The 23,768-nt window shown below is 61.7% G+C and carries 19 protein-coding genes and 1 pseudogene; 15 read left to right on the forward strand and 5 right to left on the reverse strand.

Annotation, left to right across the window (positions count from 1 at the left end; translation table 11 throughout):
- Positions 1-45 precede the first annotated feature (45 nt).
- The 3 genes from nirD to NKJ93_RS24175 all read left to right on the forward strand — a co-directional run bounded on the left by nirD (position 46) and on the right by NKJ93_RS24175 (position 3,800).
- Positions 46-375: a nitrite reductase small subunit NirD gene (nirD, locus tag NKJ93_RS24165; protein ID WP_352483963.1), complete on the forward strand. Its 330-nt coding sequence runs from the start codon at positions 46-48 to the stop codon at positions 373-375.
- A 3-nt stretch (positions 376-378) separates the two neighbouring features.
- The gene (locus NKJ93_RS24170; protein ID WP_352591585.1) at positions 379-3,210 is read left to right on the forward strand and encodes a nitrate reductase; all 2,832 of its coding nucleotides are present in this window, start codon (positions 379-381) and stop codon (positions 3,208-3,210) included.
- A 104-nt stretch (positions 3,211-3,314) separates the two neighbouring features.
- Positions 3,315-3,800, forward strand: a complete 486-nt coding sequence (locus NKJ93_RS24175) for a hypothetical protein (RefSeq protein WP_023717999.1) — start codon at positions 3,315-3,317, stop codon at positions 3,798-3,800.
- 27 nt (positions 3,801-3,827) lie between these two features.
- On the opposite strand, the gene NKJ93_RS24180 is transcribed toward NKJ93_RS24175, so the two are convergent.
- Positions 3,828-4,895, reverse strand: coding sequence for a hydroxyacid dehydrogenase (locus tag NKJ93_RS24180; protein WP_352591588.1), 1,068 nt, complete (start codon positions 4,893-4,895; stop codon positions 3,828-3,830).
- A 141-nt stretch (positions 4,896-5,036) separates the two neighbouring features.
- Here NKJ93_RS24180 and NKJ93_RS24185 point away from each other — a divergent pair, with 141 nt between their 5' ends.
- Together NKJ93_RS24185 and NKJ93_RS24190 are read left to right on the forward strand one after the other, a co-directional pair.
- The gene (locus tag NKJ93_RS24185) at positions 5,037-6,473 is read left to right on the forward strand and encodes an aldehyde dehydrogenase family protein (protein WP_352591647.1); all 1,437 of its coding nucleotides are present in this window, start codon (positions 5,037-5,039) and stop codon (positions 6,471-6,473) included.
- Positions 6,474-6,519: 46 nt separating this feature from the next.
- Positions 6,520-7,101 carry a DUF1349 domain-containing protein gene (locus NKJ93_RS24190; protein ID WP_352548921.1) on the forward strand — a complete coding sequence of 194 codons (582 nt, stop codon included), beginning with the start codon at positions 6,520-6,522 and terminating at the stop codon, positions 7,099-7,101.
- 40 nt (positions 7,102-7,141) lie between these two features.
- Here NKJ93_RS24190 and NKJ93_RS24195 read toward each other — a convergent pair whose 3' ends face one another.
- Positions 7,142-7,894: an SDR family NAD(P)-dependent oxidoreductase gene (locus NKJ93_RS24195; protein ID WP_352591591.1), complete on the reverse strand. Its 753-nt coding sequence runs from the start codon at positions 7,892-7,894 to the stop codon at positions 7,142-7,144.
- Between the two features lie 330 nt (positions 7,895-8,224).
- Here NKJ93_RS24195 and NKJ93_RS24200 point away from each other — a divergent pair, with 330 nt between their 5' ends.
- On the forward strand, positions 8,225-9,496 hold the full coding sequence (locus NKJ93_RS24200) for an O-antigen ligase family protein (RefSeq protein WP_352591594.1): 1,272 nt from the start codon (positions 8,225-8,227) through the stop codon (positions 9,494-9,496).
- 124 nt (positions 9,497-9,620) lie between these two features.
- On the opposite strand, the gene NKJ93_RS24205 is transcribed toward NKJ93_RS24200, so the two are convergent.
- Both NKJ93_RS24205 and NKJ93_RS24210 read right to left on the reverse strand, forming a co-directional pair.
- Positions 9,621-10,862, reverse strand: a complete 1,242-nt coding sequence (locus tag NKJ93_RS24205) for a polysaccharide biosynthesis/export family protein (RefSeq protein WP_156948041.1) — start codon at positions 10,860-10,862, stop codon at positions 9,621-9,623.
- Positions 10,863-11,037: 175 nt separating this feature from the next.
- Complete coding sequence (locus NKJ93_RS24210) at positions 11,038-11,715, reverse strand: sugar transferase (protein ID WP_292659405.1); 678 nt, start codon at positions 11,713-11,715, stop codon at positions 11,038-11,040.
- A 604-nt stretch (positions 11,716-12,319) separates the two neighbouring features.
- Between NKJ93_RS24210 and NKJ93_RS24215 the strand changes: the two genes are divergently transcribed.
- The 8 genes from NKJ93_RS24215 to NKJ93_RS24250 all read left to right on the forward strand — a co-directional run bounded on the left by NKJ93_RS24215 (position 12,320) and on the right by NKJ93_RS24250 (position 21,019).
- On the forward strand, positions 12,320-12,592 hold the full coding sequence (locus NKJ93_RS24215; protein WP_023717992.1) for an exopolysaccharide production repressor protein: 273 nt from the start codon (positions 12,320-12,322) through the stop codon (positions 12,590-12,592).
- A gap of 398 nt (positions 12,593-12,990) precedes the next feature.
- Complete coding sequence (locus tag NKJ93_RS24220; protein ID WP_352591597.1) at positions 12,991-14,013, forward strand: glycosyltransferase family 2 protein; 1,023 nt, start codon at positions 12,991-12,993, stop codon at positions 14,011-14,013.
- 256 nt (positions 14,014-14,269) lie between these two features.
- Positions 14,270-14,671, forward strand: coding sequence for a hypothetical protein (locus NKJ93_RS24225; RefSeq protein ID WP_023717989.1), 402 nt, complete (start codon positions 14,270-14,272; stop codon positions 14,669-14,671).
- A gap of 136 nt (positions 14,672-14,807) precedes the next feature.
- A complete protein-coding gene (exoK, locus tag NKJ93_RS24230; protein WP_352483971.1) occupies positions 14,808-15,674 on the forward strand; it encodes an endo-1,3-1,4-beta-glycanase ExoK in 867 nt (288 codons plus the stop codon).
- Positions 15,675-15,759: 85 nt separating this feature from the next.
- The gene (locus NKJ93_RS24235) at positions 15,760-17,091 is read left to right on the forward strand and encodes a UDP-glucose dehydrogenase family protein (protein WP_023717987.1); all 1,332 of its coding nucleotides are present in this window, start codon (positions 15,760-15,762) and stop codon (positions 17,089-17,091) included.
- A 31-nt stretch (positions 17,092-17,122) separates the two neighbouring features.
- Positions 17,123-18,202, forward strand: coding sequence for a glycosyltransferase (locus NKJ93_RS24240; protein WP_023717986.1), 1,080 nt, complete (start codon positions 17,123-17,125; stop codon positions 18,200-18,202).
- A 70-nt stretch (positions 18,203-18,272) separates the two neighbouring features.
- A complete protein-coding gene (locus NKJ93_RS24245; protein ID WP_352591600.1) occupies positions 18,273-19,559 on the forward strand; it encodes a glycosyltransferase in 1,287 nt (428 codons plus the stop codon).
- The gene (locus tag NKJ93_RS24250; RefSeq protein ID WP_352483972.1) at positions 19,556-21,019 is read left to right on the forward strand and encodes a lipopolysaccharide biosynthesis protein; all 1,464 of its coding nucleotides are present in this window, start codon (positions 19,556-19,558) and stop codon (positions 21,017-21,019) included. Before NKJ93_RS24245 ends, NKJ93_RS24250 begins: the two co-directional genes overlap by 4 nt.
- Positions 21,020-21,241: 222 nt before the next feature.
- Here the strand turns inward: NKJ93_RS24250 and NKJ93_RS24255 are convergent.
- A pseudogene (locus tag NKJ93_RS24255) lies at positions 21,242-22,294 on the reverse strand (polysaccharide pyruvyl transferase family protein); the annotation flags it as partial.
- Between the two features lie 292 nt (positions 22,295-22,586).
- On the opposite strand from NKJ93_RS24255, the gene NKJ93_RS24260 reads away from it, so the two are divergent.
- Positions 22,587-23,759, forward strand: coding sequence for a glycosyltransferase family protein (locus NKJ93_RS24260; RefSeq protein ID WP_023717982.1), 1,173 nt, complete (start codon positions 22,587-22,589; stop codon positions 23,757-23,759).
- The last annotated feature ends 9 nt before the right edge of the window (positions 23,760-23,768 follow it).

The following is a 23,768-nucleotide window of genomic DNA, read 5'->3' on the forward strand; positions in this document are numbered from 1 at the left end:
AATGCGGTTTCCGGACAAGAACACGCGCAAAAGAGGAATAGCCACATGAATTGGGTATCCATCGGCACGCTCTCGGACATTCCGCGTCGCGGTGCGCGCTGCGTCGCCACACCCGAAGGAAAGATCGCCGTCTTTCGCACGGCCGACGATCAAGTCTTCGCCATCGACGACCATTGCCCGCACAAGGGTGGGCCACTCAGCCAGGGCATCGTCCATGGCACGGCGGTGACCTGTCCTTTGCACAATTGGGTGATCTCGCTCGAGACAGGCAAGGCGCTCGGCGCCGACGAGGGCGTGGTGCGCACCATTCCGGTGCGGATCGACGGCGAGCGGCTGTTCATTGCGCTGGAAGCGCTGGCCAGCCGCGCGGCGTGAACCATGCAGATTGATGAAGCGCGCGAGGTGAGGACCACCTGCCCCTACTGCGGGGTGGGTTGCGGCGTGCTGGCGAAGGTCGCCGCGGACGGTGAAATAACCGTTCGTGGCGACCCGGACCACCCGGCGAATTTCGGCCGCCTCTGCTCCAAAGGCTCCGCACTGGCCGAGACCATCGATCTCGACGGCAGGCTGCTTCATCCGGAAATCCACGGTCGCCGTACCGACTGGGACCAAGCGCTCAATCTAGTCGCTTCGACCTTCTCGCAAACCATTGCCGAACACGGCCCCGATTCGGTCGCCTTTTATGTTTCCGGCCAGTTGCTGACCGAGGACTACTACGTCGCCAACAAGCTGATGAAGGGGTTTGTCGGCTCGGCCAATATCGACACCAATTCGCGCCTGTGCATGGCCTCGTCGGTCGCCGGCCACCGCCGCGCCTTTGGCTCGGACACGGTTCCGGGAAATTACGAGGATCTGGAACTTGCCGACCTGATCGTGCTCGTCGGCTCCAATCTCGCCTGGTGCCATCCGGTGCTCTATCAGCGCATTGCCGCTGCCCGGGAAAAGCGGCCCGAGATGAAGGTGGTGCTGATCGACCCACGCCGCACCATGACATCGGATATCGCTGACATGCATCTGGCGATCGCGCCCGATGGCGACGTCGCTTTGTTCACAGGGCTGCTCGCCTATCTCGGCCAGCATAACGCGCTGGACCGTACCTATATCACGGCGCACACGACCGGATTCGGGCAAGCGCTTTTCGCTGCCTCGGCGCTCGACCTTGCCGGCATCGCGGCTGCCACGGGTCTCAGTGAGGACGAACTGTCCCGCTTCTACAGCCTGTTTGCCGCGACGGCGAAGACGGTGACCGTCTACAGCCAGGGCGTAAACCAGTCGTCTTCGGGCACCGACAAGGTCAACGCCATCATCAACTGCCATCTCGCCACCGGCCGCATCGGCAAGCCCGGCGCCGGGCCGTTTTCGGTGACCGGCCAGCCCAATGCTATGGGCGGCCGCGAGGTCGGCGGCATGGCCAACATGCTGGCCGCCCACATGGAGATCGAAAACCCCGAGCACCGCAACCGCGTGCAGCGCTTCTGGAACGCGCCGACCGTCGTCGAAAAGCCCGGCCTGAAAGCGGTCGAGATGTTCCAAGCGGTGGCCGACGGACGCATCAAGGCGCTGTGGATCATGGCGACCAATCCGGTCGATTCGATGCCGGACGCCGATACCATCGAGGCGGCGATCAAGGCTTGCCCGTTTGTCGTTGTCTCGGACGTGCTGGGCGAGACCGACACGGTCCGCCATGCTCAGGTCCGGCTGCCGGCGGCGGCATGGGGCGAGAAGGACGGCACCGTCACCAATTCGGAGCGCCGCATCTCGCGCCAGCGGGCTTTTTTGGCCACGCCCGGCGAGGCAAGGCCAGATTGGTGGATCATCGCTGAAGTCGCCAGGCGGATGGGGTTTGCCGAAGCTTTTTCGCATGTGTCGGCGGCCGACATCTTCGCCGAGCATGCGGCGTTGTCGGGTTTCGAGAATGACGGCGCGCGCGATTTTGATATAGGCGCGTATGGCGCGATTGATTCAGGGACCTTTGAGAAATTGGCGCCATTCCAATGGCCAGCGCCGAGCCAAGGCACCCCCCTCTGGCCTGCCGGCCATCTCCCCCTCAAGGGGGGAGATTGGATGTCGCCACCGGTTTCGCCAATCGTTACCATTGCTGAAAAGGCGGTGCCGGCAAAACTGCCAATCTCCCCCCCTGAGGGGGAGATGGCCGGCAGGCCAGAGGGGGGTGCGTGGCGCCAGCCGGAGGACAAAAGCACCCGCTTCTTTGCCAACGGCAATTTCTACACACCCGACGGCAAGGCACGCTTTATTGCCATCCGCCCAACCGCCCAAACCCGCACCAGCCTGGACTACCCGTTGGTGCTCAACACCGGGCGCGTGCGCGACCACTGGCACACCATGACGCGAACCGGCAAGAGCCCGCGCCTGTCGCAGCACATGGCCGAGCCTTTCGTCGAAATTCACCCGGCTGATGCGCAGCACTACGGCATCGGCGATGCCGATATTGTGCGCGTCTCGACAGCTTATGGCGAGGTCGTGGTCCGCGCGCTGGTGACAGGGCGCCAACGCCAAGGCTCTGTGTTCGTGCCGATGCACTGGACCGATCAGTTTTCCGCGCGCGCGCGCGTCGATGCCCTGGTCGCGCCGACGACTGATGCGATTTCAGGCCAGCCGGCTTCAAAGAACGTTGCCGCCCGAATCGAGCGGTTCGCCGCCACGGCCTTCGGCTTCGCGGTGCTTGCGGAACGGCCCGCATCCATCGACGCCGATTATTGGAGCCTCGCCCGCTGCCCCGCCGGCTGGCGCCTTGAAATTGCGCTGCAGGACAGCCGCGACTGGACCGGGTTTGCCGCCGCGCTGTTCGGCCCGGAAGGCGAGGCGCTCGCCTATCACGACATGGCCGGCGGGCACCATCGCTTCGCCCGTTTCGCGGGCGGTCGGCTGGTCGGCGCGCTCTATCTTGCGCCTACCCCGGTAGCGGTGTCGCGCGGCTGGGCGGCCGAACAACTGGGTGCCGACCATGCCGATCGGCAGGCGCGGCTGGCGATCGTCGCCGGCAGGCCTGGCGGCAAGAGCGTCGACCGCGGCGCCATCGTCTGCGCCTGTTTCGGGGTCGGTGCCAACCAGATCGCGGAAGCGGTGCGCGGCGGCTGCACCAGCGTCGCGGCAATCGGCGCCGCCCTTCACGCCGGCACCAATTGCGGCTCCTGCCGCGCCGAGATCAAGACCATTATCGACGGGCGGCGTCTGCAAGCTGCAGAGTGAATGCGCCGAGGAACTCTGCCGCGCCGCTGCATGATGCTTACTAGCAATTTACAAACCATAGGCTACCACCGTTCTGACTTCGATTCGTTCGGAACGGGAGCCCCATGAGTAAAGCCCTGACCTCATTCGCGCTTGCGGCCGTGCTGACGGCTTTGCTGATGGCGCTCAGCCTGGCGGTGGCCAGGCATGGCTATCCCTATGGCGCGATCGGCGCCAAGCGCTTGAGTGACGTCGCCGATGCAGGGGCATTCATTCCGCTCGCGGCGGTCTACTTCCTCAGCGCACTGCTGATGATGGTTCTGCCGATCAGGCTCGCCGGCATCGTCCTGACGCATGCCGCCGATGCAATCTTCTGGACGGTCATCGTGTTGTTCGCGGTCATCGTTGGATGTCTCGCCGCCAGATTTGCTTTCGGTCAGCACGATGTGCTCTCGGCACTGCTGAACTGGCGGTTCCTGTTTGTCGCAGCCATCGTCGGATGCCATCTCTTCATCAACGAACTGCGGCGCAACATCCTGTTGAGAAGCCTGTTCTTCGTCGTCTTCGCCGCTGCGACACTGGCCTGCCTGTTTTGGTCCTTCACGATCTGAGCATGTGCGACCGTCGGGACAGACGGCTTAATTCTTGTCGACCGGCTTTGAGCGCATTCGCGAAACGGTCTCACGCTCGGCCCGCTTCGAACGCATCGGCGGCAGGCCGCGGTCGACCAGGTCCATGTCTTCCAGCACCATGTCGCCCATCCGCTTGAAAGCGATGTCGAGTGCGCCGGCCCGGTGGGCGGAGCGCAGGAACCCCGGCAATGTGCGGACCGGGTGATCTTGGGCCAGCGGCTCCTCAGGAAAAACATCACTGGCGGCGACGATGTGGCCGCTGCGGACAGCATCCATCAGTGCCGGAAAATCGACCACGCCAGCCCGGCTGAGTAGGATGAAAGCGGATCCCTCGCGCATCCTGGCAAAGGCTTCGGCGCCGAGGAAACCCTGGTTTTCGCTGGTCACCGAAGTGACGACGAAGACGAAATCGCTGCTCGACAGGACTTCATCGAGCGAGGCCGGCTCAACGCCGTTCTCGATCAGGATCGACGGCGGCAGCCACGGGTCGAAGACTTTTGTCCGCGTGCGAAAACCCGTCAAAAGCCGGTTGAGCGCGCGGCCGAGATCGCCGAAGCCGATGATGCCGACATCCGCGCCGGAAAGAAGCCGCGCCGTCCGGTTGCCGTCGCCGCCCCACAATTCCTTGCCTTGACGAAAAGCGAGGTCGGCATCGACGATGTCGCGGGCAAGGTTGAGCGCCATGGCAAGGCCGAGCTCGGCCACCGGTTCGGCAAAGACCAGCCCAGTGGTGACGACATGGATGCCGCGCGAAAACAGCGTCTCATATGGCATGTTGTTGATGAGGTTGCTCTCGACATTGAAGATGCAGCGCAGCGCCTTCATTTTTTCCAGTGTCTCTGGCGCGATCGGCGGCTGGCCGACAATGTAGCGCGCCTCGCCAAGGATATCGGCCGGCAGCGCCGCGACACCTTCGGGCGATGTTTCGACGATGCGGTATTTCGACCGAAATTTCGTCAGCGCAGCCGGCGTGAAGATCAGGTCGAGCGTGCGTGGATGGGGTGCGCTGATCACCAGCGGCAACGCGTTGTCGGACCTGATACTTTTCCTCCCGTGCGATCCACGACGCACCATACTGGAATCATCTTTTCCAGCCCGACCCCTATCACATGCCTGTCGAGGAGGAGAAGTTTGCCCGCCTTTCGGCCTTGCGGTGTGGCGGTCGGTGGTCCAGATAGACGGCGATCGAAGGACGACAAGGAAGACAGCGACATGATCCCGTTTCGAAAGAACCTCATCGATGGCGAGTGGGTGGGCGATGCCGGCTCCCGCAATATCAACCCGTCCAATCTCGACGACGTGGTCGGCGAATATGCATCGGGAGGCGCCGAGCACGCCCGGCAGGCCATCGCGGCGGCGAAGGCGGCATTTCCGGCATGGTCCCGATCGGGCCTGCTGGCACGCCACGCGGTGCTGAGGAAGGCGTCGGACGAGATCACCGCGCGGAAAGATGAAATCGGCCGGGCCTTGGCGCGCGAGGAAGGCAAGACGCTGGTCGAGGGCATTGGCGAGACTGTGCGGGCTGCCCAGATATTCGACTTCTTCGCCGGCGAGACGCTACGCCTGTCGGGCGAGCTGGTGCCAAGCGTGCGGCCCGGCGTCGGCGTCGAGATCACCCGCGAAGCGGTCGGCGTCGTCGGCATCATCACGCCGTGGAATTTCCCGATCGCCATTCCGGCCTGGAAAATCGCTCCGGCGCTGGCCTACGGCAACACTATCGTCTTCAAGCCGGCGGAACTCGTTCCGGAGAGCGCCTGGACAATTGTCGACATCCTGCACCGCGCCGGACTGCCCAACGGCGTGCTCAACCTGGTGATGGGCAAAGGTTCGGTGGTCGGCCAGGCCATGCTCGACAGCCCTGATCTCAACGCCATCACCTTCACCGGCTCGGTCGGCACCGGCAAGCGCGTGGCCGCCGCCAGCGTCGAGCACATGCGCAAGTTCCAGCTCGAAATGGGCGGCAAGAACCCGCTTGTCGTGCTCGATGATGCCGACCTTGCCGTCGCCGTCGACTGCGCGGTCAACGGCGCCTACTTCTCGACCGGCCAGCGCTGCACGGCGTCGTCCCGCCTGGTGGTGACGGACGGCATCCATGACCGCTTCGTCGAGGCGATGAAAGATCGCCTGGGCAAGCTGGTCATCGGCGACGCTCTCGATGCCAAGACCCAGATCGGGCCGGTGGTCGACCAGAGCCAGCTCAAACAGGACGAGGACTATATCGCCATCGGACGTCAGGAAGGTGCCGATCTCGCTTTCGGCGGTGAGCGGCTCGATCGCGAAACCCGCGGCTTCTATTTGCAACCGGCGCTGTTCACCGAAACCACCAACGCCATGCGCATTTCCCGTGAGGAGATTTTCGGACCTGTCGCTAACGTCATCCGCGTCAAGAATTATGATGAGGCGCTGGCGGTGGCCAACGACACGCCGTTCGGGCTGACGTCCGGCATCTGCACCTCGAGCCTCAAGCATGCCACGCATTTCAAGCGCAATTCGGAAGCCGGCATGGTCATGGTCAACCTGCCGACGGCGGGCGTCGACTTCCACGTGCCCTTCGGCGGGCGCAAGGGGTCGAGCTATGGCCCACGCGAGCAGGGCCGCTACGCCGCGGAGTTCTACACCACCGTGAAGACCGCCTATACATTCGCTGGCTGATCACGGCGGCACTCATCCGGGACCAGCCAGGCAGGCGAGCAAATCGATGGCATCTGAAAATACGGACCTGACCTGGCTCAATCCGCCGCCGCACCACGAGTTCGGCGACAATACGGTGCATGTGCGGACCGGCAAGGAGACCGACTTCTGGCGAGAGACGTTCTACGGCTTCTGGCGTGACAATGGCCATTTCCTCTATCGTGAGGTCGAGGGCGATTTCAGCGCCGAAGTCACGGCCAAGGGGCACTATGAGGTGCTTTACGACCAAGCCGGGCTTATGGTCCGCCTGAGCGAGACCCATTGGATCAAGGCCGGCATCGAATACACCGACGGGCTGATGTATTTTTCCGTCGTCGTCACCAACGATGCCTCCGACTGGTCGCTGGCCAATATTCCGGCCGACCCGGACGGCGTCAGGATCCGCTTGACGCGTCATGCCGAGACGATCCGTGTCCAGTATCTGGACGCGACCGACAAACATTGGAAGCCGGTGCGGCTTGCCTATTTCCCGCCGTCGAAAACGGTCGATGTCGGCATGATGTGCTGCTCGCCGCAGCGCGAGGGCTTCGAGGTCACATTCAGCGACTTTTCGATCGGCCCGCCGATCTCGCGGCAGCTTCACGACTGAGGCGCCGCGATCCGGTCGGGCGGTTTGCGTCCGGCCGGCCTCAGTAGGTCGCCCGGCCGCCGGAGACGTCGAAGACGGCCGCCGTCGTGAACGAGCATTCCTCGGACGCGATCCAGCAAATCAGCGCCGCCACCTCCTCGACCTCGCCGAACCGCGCCATTGGTATTTTGGACAGCATGAAGTCGATGTGCTGCTGGCTCATCTGCTGGAAGATCGCGGTGCGCACGGCCGCCGGCGTGACGCAGTTCACCGTTACCCTGGTCTTGGCCAGTTCCTTGCCGAGCGATTTGGTCATGCCGATCACCGCGGCCTTGGAGGTGCTGTAGGCCGAGGCGTTCGGGTTTCCTTCCTTGCCGGCAATCGAGGCGATGTTGACGATCCTGCCGTAATTGCGTTCGAGCATATGCGGGACCAGCGCTTTGTTGCAGAAGAAGACGCCGTTGATGTTGATGTCGATGACCCGGCGCCAATCCTCTACGGAATACTCCCAGGTCGTCATGTTCGGTCCGGTGATGGCAGCGCTGGTGACAAGGACATCGACTGCGCCAATCGCTTCGATCGTCTCTCGGGCGGCGGCTTCGACCGCTATGGGGTCGGCGACGTCTAAGGTGACGCTGTGCAGGCCTGGAACAATGGCCTTGGCCTGCTCCATCTGGGCGGCATCGCGATCCCAGACCGAAACACGCCCGCCTTCCTTAGTGATCCTTTGCGCGACGGCAAGGCCGATGCCTGAGGCGCCGCCGGTGATAACAGCAGATCGTCCGGCAAATCGTCCCGCGAAACTCATCGGCATGTGGTCTTCCTCCCAATCGGCGGCGAATGTGAAGTCAACGGCGGACAAGTTCAAGCGCGGACTTGCAGCCTCCGAACAGCTTCGTGATGGGCCAGCACCAGGCAATTGAACGGCACTGCCTCCTGGCCAAATCGTCTCGTCCGGCATGGGAGAACTGCAGGAACGACTTCGCCCAGTTTGTCATCCGGGTGACATGCAGCGCCGGATGCGCTATATTGCACTGCACAATGCGAGCGCCTGCAGGCGAGGCTCCCATCGATCCAATGAATCGACCCATGAGCGGCCCATGAAATCGGCATTGAGCTGCAAGGGCGGAAAACCGATACCGAGATGAAGATTCCAAAATCTCTGTTGATCGATCCGGACAAGAACACGGTCTATGGCAGCTTTGCCGTTGCAGTCTCGATCTGGGCGTTCTCCTACTCGACCATTTTCGGCCAGACCATGATCCTGGCCTATTATGCAGTCTGGCTGCCGCTCATCCTGGTCGACTACCGGAAAATATTAAGGCACGCTTCCAGCGCCTGGCTTCCGCTGGCGTTTGCAGCCTATGTCTGCTTCTCGGTGTTCTGGTCGGCAGCTCCCGGCACCACGGCAAGGACGGCCGTGCAATATTGTTCCCATATCGCATGCGCCTACATTGCCGCGCGCACGGTCAGCGTCCGGACCTTGACCATAGGCGCCCTAATAGGGATTTTCGTCGTCCTGCTCTACTCGCTCAAGGTCGCGAGTTATTCCTACGACGTTCTCGACGGGACATACAATTTCGTCGGCGCTTTCAGCTCCAAGAACCAGATCGGCTTTGTCGCATCGCTTGGCATCTATTTCTGCGTTGCCTACCTGGCCTTTCTCAGGCGCGGCCGCATAGGTTTTTTGTTGATTGTACCAATCGTCCTTCTGTCGGGCTATCTGCTGGTCGTGTCGCATTCGGCCACTTCGATGGCATCGACCCCGGCGGTTCTCGCCCTGGTCGCGCTGCTTTCCATGGGCAAGCTGCTTTCGCTCCGCCATCGCCGGGTTATTTTCGTGATCGGTGCAGGCGGGCTGGTCGCCTGCACCGTGATTGCGCTGAATCTCGGGCTAATGGACTTTGTCCTTGGCCTCTTCGGCAAGGATTCGACGCTCACCGGACGAACCTACCTCTGGCAGCAGGGCTGGAATGCCGCGCAGCAATCGCCCATCCTCGGCGTCGGCTACGCGGCGTATTGGGTGCAGGGCTTCTCCGAGGCCGAGCGGCTGTGGAATGAATTCTACATCGCCGCCCGAAGCGGCTTCCACTTCCACAACACCTACATCGAGACCTTGGTGGAACTCGGCTTCGTCGGAGCGACACTGCTGTCGCTGATCATCCTGCGCACGCTCTGGGGGCACGTCTCGGCGCTGATATTCAGGACATGGCAAGCCGAGTCTGTGATTCTCGCAGGCGTCATGGTGCTTTTGTTCATCCGCTCCTTCGTCGAGGTCGAGACCCTCAATCCCTACATCATGGGATCGTTCCTGCTGTATTACAGCTACTTCAAGCTGGTGAAGGTGCCGTCCGTCGCCCGTTCCCGGTGGAGCGCCGCGAACCATCTCGAGGAACCGGACGCCGTGCGAGGCTAGAGCGGGCCGATCCGGGCTGTTCGTCGCCCAAAGGCCGCCTTGTTTTCTGATCCATAAAATACGAAGCCCAAAACCCCGCAGGCCGCCGCCTGCGAGGTGGGTGCTTCGCTCCGGTGGAAAGAAGCTACTGGATGGCCAGGGGCGCCGGTTTGACCTTGATCACGTCCCCGGGCAGCACCGGCGTGTCTTCGTCGGCGGTGATTTCGCTGGTCTTGCCGTCGACCACCCGCACCAGGGAAAACGACATGGCGGCTGGTTCGTTGTTGCCATAGAATTGCGGCATGGGGTTGCCCGACAGGGCTTCGGTCATCAAGCCTTTTTCCATATTCAGCTTCAGCGTCGCTTCGTTGAGGTCGGCTTCCGTCTGTTGCCGGTCGGTCGCGAGGGTGGAGTTCTGGGTGTTCTCCAGATCGATAGCGTCCTGAGTGGCCTTGCTGATCGACTGCTTGGCCGTGAGAATCGCCGTTTCGTAATCCAGTATCTGGCCTTCGAGGTCGGCGATGGTTTGCTGGGAATTCAAAACCCGGGTGTTGACGACCAGGCCTTTTTGCGCCAGCGAGCCGATACCGTTGAGCTGCTCCTTCGCCAGATCGACCTGCTTCTGCTGGTTGACGATCTTTTTCTGCAGCGAATCGATCTCGCTCTGCAGCAGCGCCTTCAAGTCGTCGAGCGCCTGCAAGCGTAGGTTGAGTTTCTTCTGGTCGGCCGCCAGGATCGCCGTCTCATCGGCAACGATGCTGGGCAGCTTCGGATCGTCGGCCACTTCTTTCGGCACTTCGAATGACGGTTTGTTCGCCAGTTCCGCTTCGATGCGGGCGCGCTTGACGATCAGCCTGACCTGTTGGTCTTGAAGTACGTCGAAATTGCCCTTGGCATTGATCAGGTCGCGGTCGTAGCGCTGCCCGCTCTCCGAGTTCCGCCGCGTTCCGCCGGCAATGCTCATCGCTTTCAGCACCGTCAGCCCAGGCACGCAAGGATACTGTCCGGGCGATTGCACCTCGCCAGAAATATAGAACGGCCGGTACTGCGCCATTTCGACGGAGGCCTCGGGCTTGTCAGCCAGGGCGAGCTTACGCTGTAGCGCCTCGCCGAGCGATGCCGCGATCTCCGAGGTCGTCTTGCCGGATGCGGGCATCTCGCCGACGAACGGCACCGACAAGGTTCCTGCCGGCCCGACCGTGTATTCTCCATTGATGGCCGACCAGTCACGGAACGTGCCTTCGACGGTCTGCCATTCCGCTACGCGGATGGTTAGCTTGTCTTGTGCTCCAAGCCGATAGTCATCGGCGAAGGCAAACTGCGGCAGGGCCAGCGACAGGCCGGTCGCCAGCGTGAGGCAAGTCGTCAAAAGTCGTACTCGCCGCATGCGTCTGGAGAGAATGCCGGTGCAAAAGATATCGATTATATCTGCTTTCAACTGAGCGTTTCCGATCTGGTTTGCCCCGCCCGATGCCTGAGTCCCGATGCCTGAGTCCCGGGGCCTGAGTTCCGGGCTCGAATTCTGGACAGTCGCTCCTCGATGCACGGCCAGCAAGCGGCCGTCAGTAGCAGCCTCGCGACATCCAGACCGCAGGTACGGTCTTGATGATGATGCGAATGTCTTCGAACATCGACCAGTTCTCGACATAGTGTCGATCGAACGCGACGCGGCTGTCGTAGGAAACATCGTTGCGTCCGCTAACCTGCCAGAGCCCGGTCAGGCCGGGGCGCGATTTCAGGTAATAGACGGCCGAATTGCCATAGATCTCCAACTCATCGCGTACCACGGGACGAGGCCCAACCAGGCTCATATCCCCCTGCAGGATGTTGATGATCTGCGGCAACTCATCGAGGCTGAGCTTCCTCAGCACCGCTCCGACGCGCGTGATCCGCGGGTCGTTCTTCAACTTGCGGGTCGCTATCCATTCGGCGTTGGCCTCCGGATTCGCGGCGAGATAGGCAGCAAGCACCCGCTCGCCGTCTGGAACCATAGTGCGGAACTTGAGGCACGGAAAAATCCGTCCTCCGCGGCCGATCCGGCTATGACCATAGAAAATCGGCCCGCCATCGGAAAACCTGACAAGCAGCGCTATCATCACGAACAGCGGGCTGAGAGCGATCAGGCCGATCAGCGAACCGGCAATATCGAAGCTGCGTTTGAGCAGGCCGCCGATCGGCGGCGGAAAATCGACGCCGGCCTGCGAAAAATCCGCGTCGGCCGGCTTGGCTACGTCCCTCATGCGTAAACTCCATACGTTGAACGGATGGTTTAGCGCACGATACCAAAAAAATGCTGCAGCGCAACACACAATTTCCCAGCCGGCTGTAATAGTCGCGTCATGAACTGACTAAATAATGAACTCGTCCTGCACAAAATTTTGCCTTTATGTCGCAAAGGCGACAGATTATGGGCAATTTTGGAAATCTAGTCCAATTTTGGGGCTGATTTTGGGCGAATCGCTCTTTATACCCGGTTGTGGAGCTTTGCCGTCACTTAGAAGTTCAAAATATCGACTGATGTTATGATAAGATACTGGTCAATATTATAAATCTTACTGGAGCGAGTCGATATCCGTCAATCAGTGGTGATGCCGACGTGTGCATTGCACCATGGCAGAGGCGATCCTGAGGATTCGCTTAAAATTATTCCGTAGCTGCCCTTGCCGCCTATTGCTCGCCTCAATAGAGTTGCAAATTGTTTCTGTCGGAGTATGGACAGATTGGGCAAGGCCGGAAGCAACCGGCCAGAAGCGGGCAACCTAAACAAGCTCGCAGAGTTTAAGGGAGGTGCTCGGGGTGGGCTTGTCGACATTTTTTCCCGAGCCGGTTGATGGGCTGTCGGGTATGTCACTGCCAAAGTTCATTATCGGAATGTGTTTTGCGCTGGCGATCGTGGTCGTCTGGTCCTATTTGGGCGGCGCCTCGCTCGGCACGACGCTTTTTCGCGTCATCGGCTGCGCCATAGTCATCCAACTCGGTTATTTTCTGCTGGTCTTTGCCATGGTCGCAAGAAATGCCCCGACCTCGGCCGACAAAATTCGCGACGCAGAACGAAAGCTGAGTTCGAACGAAGCGGCCGAAGGCGAGAAATTAAGCGCCAGGAGAGGCCTTCACTGATTTCGGGCGTTGGCCTCCAGCAACACGCCGCAAGTCGGCATCCCGTTTCTTCAATTCCTCGATGCTCCCGGCCTCCACCAAGCGGCCGCTCTCCATCGCCACGACCTACTCGGCAGTGACTGGTTGGCCAACTGAGCGCGCCAGTGGCTTGATCCGGGCCGTGCAGGAGCGGCTCTGCCAAGCGGCGCCTTTCGGGAGCTATCCCGATTGCGGCTCGCCGCCTGCCCAGCCGCGTCATGACACCCAGCCAAATGAAAAACTGGACGGCGCCGATGATTTTGGCGATGCTTGCTTCGCACTTGCAGCATAGGCATTTGGGCCGATGCATGTCAGACGGGCGGTGAGGCATTGAGCGGGGAGGGCGAGGAAATCCGCAACGATTTCTGCAATCGAGAGGCATGTCCATGACATCATCCCAAGTCTGCGTGATCATCGCTGCCCGTAACGCGGCGCGGACAATCCCGGCCGCCATTGCATCGGCATTGCGCGAGCCGGAGGTTGCGGAAGTCGTCGTCGTCGACGACGCGTCCACCGACGATACTGCGAAAGTCGCCCATGCAGCCGACGACGGCACGGGCCGCCTTTCCGTCATCCGCTTCGACGTCAATCGCGGCCCCTCCTTTGCCCGCAACGCCGCGATAGCCGGTTCCAGGTCGCCGTTCATCAGCATCCTGGACGCTGATGATTTCTTTTTCGAAGGCAGGTTTCACAGACTGTTCGCCAGCACCGATTGGGATTTCGCGGCAGACAACATCATGCTTGTCAGGGATGACGCGGCAACCGATGTCTCGAAAATCGTCGCTCCACCGTTTTCGCCCGAGCCGGAATTCCTCGATTTCGAGGGTTTCATCGACGCCAACATCTCCAGGCGCCGTGTGCAACGAGGGGAACTGGGCTTCCTCAAACCCGTGATCAGCCGCGCCTTCCTCGATCGGCATGGGCTGCGCTACGACGAGAAGCTGCGCCTTGGCGAAGACTATGAACTCTATGCGCGCGCGGTTGCGCATGGCGCGCGCTTCAAGGTCATCAAATCCTGTGGCTACGGCGCGATCGTGCGCGCCGATTCGCTGAGCGGACGGCACAACACCCAGGATCTGAAGCATCTGGCCGATGCCGACCTGGCACTGCTTGCGATCGACAGTTTGCCGGAGGCATCGAAGGCTGCGCTGAGAAGGCACGAGCGGCACATTCGCGACAAATACCGGTTGCGGAAGTTCTTAGACGTGAAGACTGAGCGCGGGCTGGCGCCGGCTGTGGCCTATGCCTTGGCCGGCTCGTCCAACCTCACGGCCGTCGTCCGCGGCGTTGCCTCCGACAAGCTGGATGCGCTGTTTCGCCGCGCTGGCTTCGCCGCTAAGCGTCAGCATGTGCCGCCGCTGCGCTTCCTCATGGCCGGAACCAGCACAGCCGGCGAAAGCTAGGCTCGTCAACGTGGCGATCGCCTTACCTCGGTCGGCTCGCACCATTTCGACGCGATTTATGAGTTTACGATCTAGGTGGTTGCCTATGCGCGCGGGGAATGGCAATCTATGTTGCGGTGCAGCAATTTTGGACGGCCAACCGAACTGGCCCGAGACATCCCCTGTCAGAGGAGCTGGACGATGCGAGAAATGTCTTTTGAACGTGGACGGGCGCCAAGGCCGGTCATCGTCTCGACGATGATGGGGCGCTGACTGCATGGCCTCGATCTTTCGCTTCCGATCGAGAGATCCGGCGCGCGACACGCAGACCGACACCGCGCGACTCGATCGCTTGGCGAAGCTGCTGGACCAGATCGCGGCCGAGGTCGAGGCGGAGAAGAACGGACTTGAGAACCGCTACAGGACAACGGCCACCAATGCCGCCTTCCTGGTCGAGGCCATGGAAAACGGGGCGGTCTCCTCCCGCAGGTCTTCCGAAGTTGGCGAACTGACCAGGTCGATCCTGAATTGCGAGCGGCGCATCGCTGCGCTCTCGCGCCAGAAGCAGATGATGAAGGATCTCCGTCATTCGCTGGATGAAATCTTCGAGGAGGATCGGCAGAACGGCCCAGACATAAGGACCGATTTTGTGAAACCCGCCGGTCCCGGCACAGGTTGAGCGAATATCCCGGAGTCGGCGCAATGGTTTTGGGCACGCTACACGGAGCCTAGGAGCGACAGAGGTCAAGATTAGCTTGTTTCGTCACGGTTCGAACGATCGCTTTGGGGGCGCACAGCACAAAGGTGAGTTTGATATGAACGCAGATCCTAAAAGCACGTCCACCCCGGCAACCGGCGGCACCCCGTTCACGCGCCCGATCCCAGGCAAGCTGCGGCGGCTCCGTTCAGACGGCGCGTTTCTGCTGATCGTTCTCGGCAGCCTGGTTGCGGGCCTGGTGCCCGTCCGCGCCCAGGATCTCCCAACCGCGCCGTCCTTTGTCGATGATTTCACCAGCCTCAGTCGCGCGCGCTGGTACATTTCCGACGGCTGGACGAACGGCAAGCATCAGAACTGCACCTGGTCCAAAAGCCTGATCGGCCTTTCCGACGGCATGCTGACGCTCGGTTTCGAGAAGCGCAAGCTGAAGGATCGCGAATTCGCCTGCGCCGAGATCCAGACCAAGCAGCGCTTCGGCTACGGCACCTACGAGGCGCGGATGAAGACCGACACGGGCTCCGGCGTCAACGCGGCATTCTTCAGCTTCGTCGGCGATGCCGACAAGCAGCCGCATGATGAAATCGACTTCGAGGTGCTGACCAAGGACACGTCCAAGGTCCAGGTCAACGCCTACATAGCCGGCAAGGGCAAGAACGAGAAGCTGGTCGACGTCGCCGGGGGCACCGACAAGGCCTTCAACGACTACGCCTTCGTCTGGGAAAAGGACCGGCTGCGCTGGTACGTCAACGGCAAGCTTGTCCACGAGATCACCGATCCGGCGAAGCTGCCCACCCATTCGCAAAGAATCTATTTCAGCCTGTGGGGCAGCGATACGATGAAGGGCTGGATGGGGCCGTTCTCGGATCCGGGCCGCAAGCTCGCCATGCAAGTGGACCGCGTTGCATTCACCGCACTCGGCCAGCCCTGCCAATTCCCGGAATCGCTGGCATGCAAAACGAACTAGAAGCGCATCTGAACCCGCCGGGCCGAAGGTGGTCCGAGCCCGAAGCTCGAACAGGCCCCGAAGCCTTGAACAGGAATGAAACCGAATGAATTTGACTGTCTTTGGAATCGGCTATGTCGGTCTTGTACAGGCGGCGGTGCTTGCCGAAGTCGGCCATCAGGTGGTCTGCGTCGACATCGATGCAAAAAAGGTCGAGCGGCTCAACCAGGGTCATGTCCCGATCTTCGAGCCTGGGCTCGAAAACATGGTCAAGGAGAACCATGCCGCCGGCCGCATCAAGTTCACCACCGACGCCGCCGCGGCGATCAAGCATGGCCAGATCCAGATGATCGCGGTCGGCACGCCTCCGGGCGAGGATGGTTCGGCAGACCTGAAATATGTGCTGGCCGTCGCCGAGGCCATCGGTCGTGAGATGGACGCGCCCAAGATCGTCGTCGGCAAGTCGACCGTGCCGGTCGGTACCTGCGAAAGGATAAAGGCCAGGATTGCCGAGACGCTGAGGGCGCGCGGGCGCGAGGATCTGGCTTTCGACGTCGCCTCCAATCCGGAATTCCTCAAGGAAGGGTCCGCTGTGAGCGACTGCATGAAGCCCGACCGCATCATCGTCGGCACCAGCAACGAGGACACCGAGGCGGTGATGCGCGAGCTCTACGCGCCGTTCAACCGCAACCACGAAAAGATGATCGTGATGGACGTGCGCAGTGCCGAGTTTACCAAATACGCGGCCAATTGCATGCTGGCGACCAAGATCAGCTTCATGAACGAAATGGCCAATTTGGCCGAGCAACTGGGCGCCGACATCGAGGAGGTCCGCAAGGGCATCGGCAGCGACCCGCGGATCGGCTACCACTTCATCTATCCGGGCCTCGGCTATGGCGGCTCGTGCTTCCCGAAGGATGTGCGCGCCCTGATCAAGACCGCCGAAGCCATCAAGTTCGACGCCAAGCTGCTGCGTGCCGTCGAGGAGCGCAACAACCAGCAGAAGTCGGTCCTGTTCGAGAAGGTGGACCGCTATTTCAAGGGCAATCTCAAGGGCAAGACCTTTGCGCTGTGGGGCCTGGCCTTCAAGCCCAATACCGACGACATGCGCGAAGCCCCGGCCCGCACGCTGATGGAGGCGCTCTGGGCCGCCGGTGCCAATGTGCAGGCCTACGATCCCGAGGCGATGCAGGAATGCCAGGCGATCTACGGGTTGCGCGACGACCTGCAGCTGTGCGGCACCAAAGAGGCCGCTGTGCGAGGTGCCGACGCGCTCTTGATCGTGACCGAGTGGAAGAGCTTCAGTGCGCCGTCCTTCGATGCATTGAAGGACGCGCTGACCACGCCCGTCATCTTCGACGGACGCAACCTCTACGACCCCAAGGTCATCGCCCGCCACGGCATCGAATACCACAGCATCGGCAGAATGGCGGCGTGACGATAGGGCGGTCCAGCAAGGAGCCAGGTCCATGAAAGTTCTGTTTGCAGGCGGCAACGGCTACACGCCGCAGTTCAGCGGTGGCGTTCAGTCGAGCACGCACCATCTGGTCGAGCAGCTGCGCGAGCACGGTCATGACGCCTCGGTCCTGGCGGCACTGTTCGGTGATGGCATGTTCGGCTTCAAGGCGCGCGCCAAGATGAAACTGCTTCGCCAGCGTGCGGTCATCGACAGCTATCCCGGCTATCCGGTCGTGCGGGCGTGGTTTCCCTGGGAGGCGGCGCGCTTCGCGGTCGAACGGCTCGATCCCGATGTCGCCGTCGTGCAGTGCCACAAATCGGTGCCGATCGGAAAGGCGCTGCAGGCGCTCGGCGTGCCGCTGGTGGTCTATCTGCGGAACGTCGAATTCCACGAGCTGGCCGGCGACCTGCGCGAATTGCATTCGGCGCTTTATATCGCCAACTCCGAATTCACCGCGCGCACCTACAAGGAAAGGTTCGGCATCGACTCGACCGTGATTCCGCCGACCATCAATCCCGGGCTCTACAGCACCCCGACGACCGGCGAATTCGTCACGCTGATCAACCCTTACAATGAAAAAGGGTTCGAACTCGCCGTGCGCATCGCCGGCCAATGCCCCGAAATCCCGTTTCTGTTCGTCGAAAGCTGGAAGCTCGACGACGACCACCGGGCGCAGATCGAACGGACCATCGCGCCGCTGCGCAACGTCAGGCTGGAAAGCCGTACCAGCGACATGAAGACGGTCTATGGCCGCACCAAGATCCTGCTGGCGCCCAGCAAATGGGAAGAGGCCTGGGGGCGCGTGGCATCCGAGGCCCATTGCAGCGGCATTCCGGTCGTCGGGTCCCGCCGCGGCGGCCTGCCGGAAGCGATCGGCGCCGGCGGCGTTGTACTTGACTATGACGCACCGCTCGACGACTGGGTCGCCGCGGTCAGGCGGCTATGGAGCGACAAGGCCGAGTACGACAGGCTGTCGGCGGCGGCGCAGCTGTTTTCGGAGCGGCCGCAAATGAATCCAGACATTCAGTTCGCGACCTTCCTCGGCGTTCTCGACAACGCCAGGCAAGGCGCGCTGGAGCATGCCGCCTGATGCATTTCGTCCAAAACCATACACGTTGCCCAAAAGCCGGCTCTCGCGCCTGACCGGGGTGGGAGCTGCTTTGGGACAACGGCACGCACAACACCAGACGCTTGGGGCGCCTCGCACGGCGGCGACGGGCTTCAGCCCTCATCCGCGCGAGCAGATCGCCGACCGGCCTCGAAAGATCGTCCATTCGATGAAGATTTGCTTCGTAGTTGATAAGTTCCCCTCTTTGTCGGAGACCTTCGTCCTCGACCAGATAGAAGGGTGCCTCGAGCGCGGCATGCAAGTCGGCGTCGTCTGCAACGAGACGTCGTTCGGCAAGGACAGCAACATCGACGATCGCCGCTGGCAGGCGCTGCCTGGCAAGGTCGTCTGCTGGTGGGGCGGACTGGGGCGCTTTCGCCCGACGCTCAGGAGATGGTCGGGCAGGTTCTGGGATAAGCTCTCGACCGTTATCGACATCGCCTTTGCGCGCAAATTGCAGAACGCCGATGTGATCGTCGCGCATTTCGGCAATAACGGCATGCGCGTTGCCCGCGCCATGAAACGAGGCCGGATTTCCGCTCCTTTGGTAACCATATTCCACGGCCGCGATGTCGGCGAACCGCTGCATGACGACACGCTCACGCGCTACAAGGTTGTTTTCGAAAAGGGCGTTCTCCAGCTGCCGGTGAACGCGTTTTTCCGCGACGCCCTGATCGGCGTCGGCGCGCCTGCCGCGCAAGTCATGGTTCACCATATGGGCGTGCGGCCGGGCGAGATCAGCTATCATTGGCGTTCCTGGGACCGGGACACGCTGTCCTTCATCTCGGTCTGCCGGCTGACCGAAAAGAAGGGCATCGAATTCGCCCTGCGCGCCCTCGCCGGCCTTCCGCGGCGCAACTGGGTCTATACGGTGATTGGCGGCGGCGAATTGCTGGAAGAGTTGAAGAAGCTCGCCGCAAATCTCGGCGTTGCCGACCGGGTGACTTTCCTCGGGCCGCGCCCGCACGCCGAGGTCAAGCAGCGCCTGCGCGATGCCCACGTATTCCTGCTGCCCAGCGTTGCTGCACAGGACGGCGATCTCGAGGGTATTCCGGTGGCGCTGATGGAAGCTATGGCCGCCGGGCTGATTGTTGTCAGCACCTATCACTCGGGCATCCCCGAGTTGATCGAGGATCAGGAGACAGGCTTCCTCGCACCGGAGCGAGACGTTGCGGCGTTGGCCCGCAAGCTTGTCTGGGTGGCCGAGAACCCGGACAAATGCGAGCGCATCGCACGTGCGGCGCGCCGCAAGATCGAGCAGGATTTCAACGCGGACCTGCTCAACGAACGTTTTGCGCAGATCGTTGCTCAACTCGCCGAAGCCAGGCGCCCGGCATGAACGCCAACCCGCCCCCCCAGTTCGGTCGCGTCGCTCTGCGCGGCGGCGTGGTGACGATCGGCGCGCAAGGCTTCAAGATGGCGATCCAGTTTCTCTCGGTCATCGTGCTTGCGCGTCTGCTGGTCCCCGAGGATTTTGGTCTCGTGGCTTCCGTCGGGCCGATCGTGGCCTTTGTCGGATTGCTTCAAAACCTAGGCCTGCAGCAGGCTGTGGTCCAGCGCAAGGACATCAGCACCGAACAGCTCAACCAGGTATTCTGGATCAGTGCGCTGGTTGGGCTGGGCAGTGCCGTGGTGGTGGCATGCCTGGCGCCCGCCATCGCCGCCTTCTACGGCGATCAACGCATGGTCGGGATCACCATCGGCTCTGCCTTGCCGCTGCTTCTTGGCAGCCTCGCCGCGGTGCCGCTGGCGCTGATGAACCGTCATTTGCGCTTTGGCCAGCTCGCGCTGAACGATGTGATAACCGCCGCTGCCGGACTTGCGACTACCGCAATCGCCGCCTATGCGGGACTGGGCTACTGGTCGCTGGTCATCGGCCCGGCGGTTTCGGCTGTTGTCGCGCTGGCCGCGGCATGGCAGGTGGCGCGCTGGACGCCGTCGCGGCCGGACCTGAAGGTCGATACCGACATATTGTCCTTCGGCGCCAATCTGACCGGCTTCAATCTGGCCAACTTCTTCTCGCGCAATCTCGACAACATCCTGATCGGAAAATATTCGGGCGCGATCGAACTCGGCTACTATGACCGCGCCTATAAGCTCCTGCTGTTTCCGCTGCAGAACATCAACCAGCCGCTGACACGCGTGATGGTGCCGCTGCTGAGCCGCATCCATGAGGACAAGGCGCGGTTTCGCGACATCTATGTGCGGACCAATTGGATGCTGGCGGCCATCACCATGCCCGGCATCGCGGCGCTGACGCTGACGTCGGACCAGGTCGTCGGGCTTCTCTTCGGCGAGCGCTGGACAGCGGTGGCGCCGATCTTCGCCTGGCTGGGCATCGCCAGCCTGATCCAGTCCGTCTCGAGCACCACCGGATGGATCTTCATCTGCCAGGGCAAGACCAAGACCATGTTCCACTGGGGCATCTACTCGTCGCTGACGACGGTCGCCGCCTTCATCATCGGCCTGCACTGGGGCGCCGTCGGTGTCGCCGCGGCCTACGCGATCAGCGGCTATATGCTGCGCGTCCCGGTGCTTGCCGTTCTTGTCCATCGGGTCGGTCCGGTGACCGCAGCCGACTTCCTGATCATGCAGGGGCTTTTCATCATGTCGTCGCTGCTTGCCTGGTCCGTCTACCGGGAGTTGCCCGTATCGCTGACCGGCCAGTCAGACCTGCTCGCGGTGGTCCTGGCGGTTGCCCTCAATTATTCGATCGGACTGGTCCTCATGCTTGCCCTTCGCCAGTCGCGCAGCGCCCTGTTCACCACGCTTTCCAGCGCCATGCGCAACGCCCGCTAGGCCGGCGATCACCGGCCTCAAAAGCTCACCTGCCGACATCGCCGACGCATGCTCCTCAAGCACTGCCTGAAGGCTCGTCCTGCGATAGAGGTCGAGATTGGCGGTAAGTCTGCCGAGCTTCTCGCTCGCTTCCTCGGGCGTTACCGTGTCGATGTCGAGCAGCAGGTCGGCGACGCCGATCCGCTTGGCGAGTTCCTTGGTCTTGAATTCATAGGCGATCGGCAGCACCGGCGTGCCGACGCAGAGCGACATGATCATCATGTGCATGCGCGTCGCGACGACGAAGTCGAAGCCTTTCACCAGGGCCATCAGTTGCTCCGGCGTGTGGAACGAAGCGTCCACGCTCACATGCTTGGCGATCTCCGGATCGAGTTCGGCAACGATCGCCCGCGCCGTCTTGGAATCGTCATGGGCGTATTCCGGCACGCCCTGGCAGGTAGAGACGAAGGTCACCTGCTTGGCGTGGTCCCTGACCAGGATGGTCGCAATCTCGCGGATCGAGTCGATGTAGCGGCGCATGCCGCCCTCGCCGTCGCTGACATAGTTCCAGTGACGGACGGAAATGGCGACGCGGCCGGTGACAGTCGCCGACTGGCCGGAGGCCAGAAAACTTCCGATCCTGTCGGTATCGGCCAGCGCAAAGACGGCGTCGGCCACGACGTGGCATTTGCCGGGGTCTTTCACCATGTCCACAATGTGGCCTCTCGAACGTTCATCGCGCAGCAGGATGAGCGGGCTCCGGTCGAAGATCGGGCTCAACTCCTGGCGATTGTAACTTTTGTTGAACGGGCCGAGCGATTGCGTGAAGAAGACCGGGTCCTTGCCCAGAATCGCGTCGATCCGGAATTGATTGAGGCGCCGTTCCAGATTGTAGGTCTCGACGAGATAGGTTCCGCCTGTCGTGACCACGAGGTCGGCGTCTTTGTAGATCTCGAGACCACGGCGATTGCTTGAGCTGAACAAACGCCCGAGAACGCCGCGGATGCCGAACCGCCGCAGGGCATTGAGTACGAGCCGATTGTAGATCGGCTTGAACAGGTTCTTCAGCCCACTGCCGTATTTGTAGCGGAACAGCGATTCCGACAGCAGCTTGTGGAATTCGAGATCTGGATACTCCTTCTTCGTGTAGAGCCTCGCCGCCACCTCCGGCTGGCTGTCGAAGACGTAGAACTGGATATCGTCCTGCACGATCGTCTTGAAAACATGGCGAATCGCCAGGAGAATCGCTGCGTCTCCGGTATTCAGGCAGACGGTGTTTTCAACCGCGATCTTCATTGAATGACCTCATTTCGTGAGTAGTCCCGCGGTTCGGTCGACGGATGCCGAGGTGCGGGTTGGCCGAAAATGCTGCACGCCAAGGATGGTCCTCGCGTCGTGATTATTGGCGCGCAGCCCAATGGCAGGGCCAACGCGCGGTCCATGCGGCCCAAGCAGAGCGAGATTAACCCATCGATTTTGCAGTGCAACAAAAAATGTGGATCTTTGCTACGCTGCAACCAAAAATGTTGCGATGCAGCAAGAGCTGTACTAGCATTGTCGCGGGCGGGCCAACAGCGGTCGAGTTTTCATGCTGCATGTCTTGTACTTGGTACACGACGTCTCCGACCCGGCAGTGCGCCGGCGGATCATAATGCTCAAGGCAGGCGGCGCCCAGGTTACGCTGGCGGGCTTTCGTCGAACGGCAAGCGCGGTTGCTGATGTCGAGGGCTTGCAGCCGATCGATCTCGGCCCGACGCGTGATGGCCGATTCGCCCAGCGTCTGGCGGCGATCATGAAGGCGGTGGTCTCGACCGGCTCCAAGCTGGGTTCAATGCAACGGCCCGACCTCATTATCGCGCGCAATTTGGAAATGCTGGCGCTTGCCCGGCGGGCCAGGTCGGCTTTCCAGGCAACGGTGCCGATTGTCTACGAGTGCCTCGACATCCATCGTCTGCTGCTTCGCGACGATCCGCTGGGCTGGGCGATGCGCGGCGCAGAACGCTTCCTGGCCAGGGATGTGAAGCTTCTGGTGACCAGCTCTCCGGCCTTCATCGCCAATTATTTCAAGCCGTTCGGACAGATTGCCGCGCCGGTCGAACTGCTCGAAAACAAGTATTTCGAGCCAGCCGCGGCTTCCCTGGATGACCGCATGACGGAGGAGAATCCTGTTGCGCCGCCTTGGCGAATCGGCTGGTTCGGGGCGCTCCGCTGCCGCCGCTCCCTGGAGCTTCTGGCCGAATTTTCGCGCCGCCTCGACGGCCGCTTCGAAATCGTCCTCAGAGGCCGCCCGGCGTTGTCCGAATTTCCCGATTTCCACGGTTTTGTTGAATCGGAACCCTGGCTCTCGTTTGGCGGACCCTATCGCAATCCGGAGGATATGGCGGCGATCTACCGCGAGGTTCACTTTTCCTGGGCCATCGACTTTTTTGAGCAGGGCCTGAATTCCGAATGGCTGCTGCCCAACCGTCTCTATGAGGGCTGCCGCTTCGGAGCCGTGCCGATCTCGATGGGCAACACCGAGACCGGCCGGTTCCTCGATCGGCAAGGCATCGGCGTTCTTTTGCCAGAAGCCACGCCCGAGGCGCTCGAAGCTGCCCTCGGCACCATGGAGCAGCATCGGTTCGAGACATTGAGGGCACGTGTTCTCGCCCGCAATCCGCGCACCTGGAGCTACGACCGCGCCGATTGCCGGGCGCTCGTCGAAAAACTCCGCGGCCTTGCCGCGGCGCCCGGTCCATATGCTGCCGAAGCATTGGCATAGAAGGACGGC

Origin of the sequence: Mesorhizobium sp. M0028, from assembly GCF_040323855.1 — a bacterium.
In the GTDB taxonomy this organism is placed as follows: domain Bacteria; phylum Pseudomonadota; class Alphaproteobacteria; order Rhizobiales; family Rhizobiaceae; genus Mesorhizobium.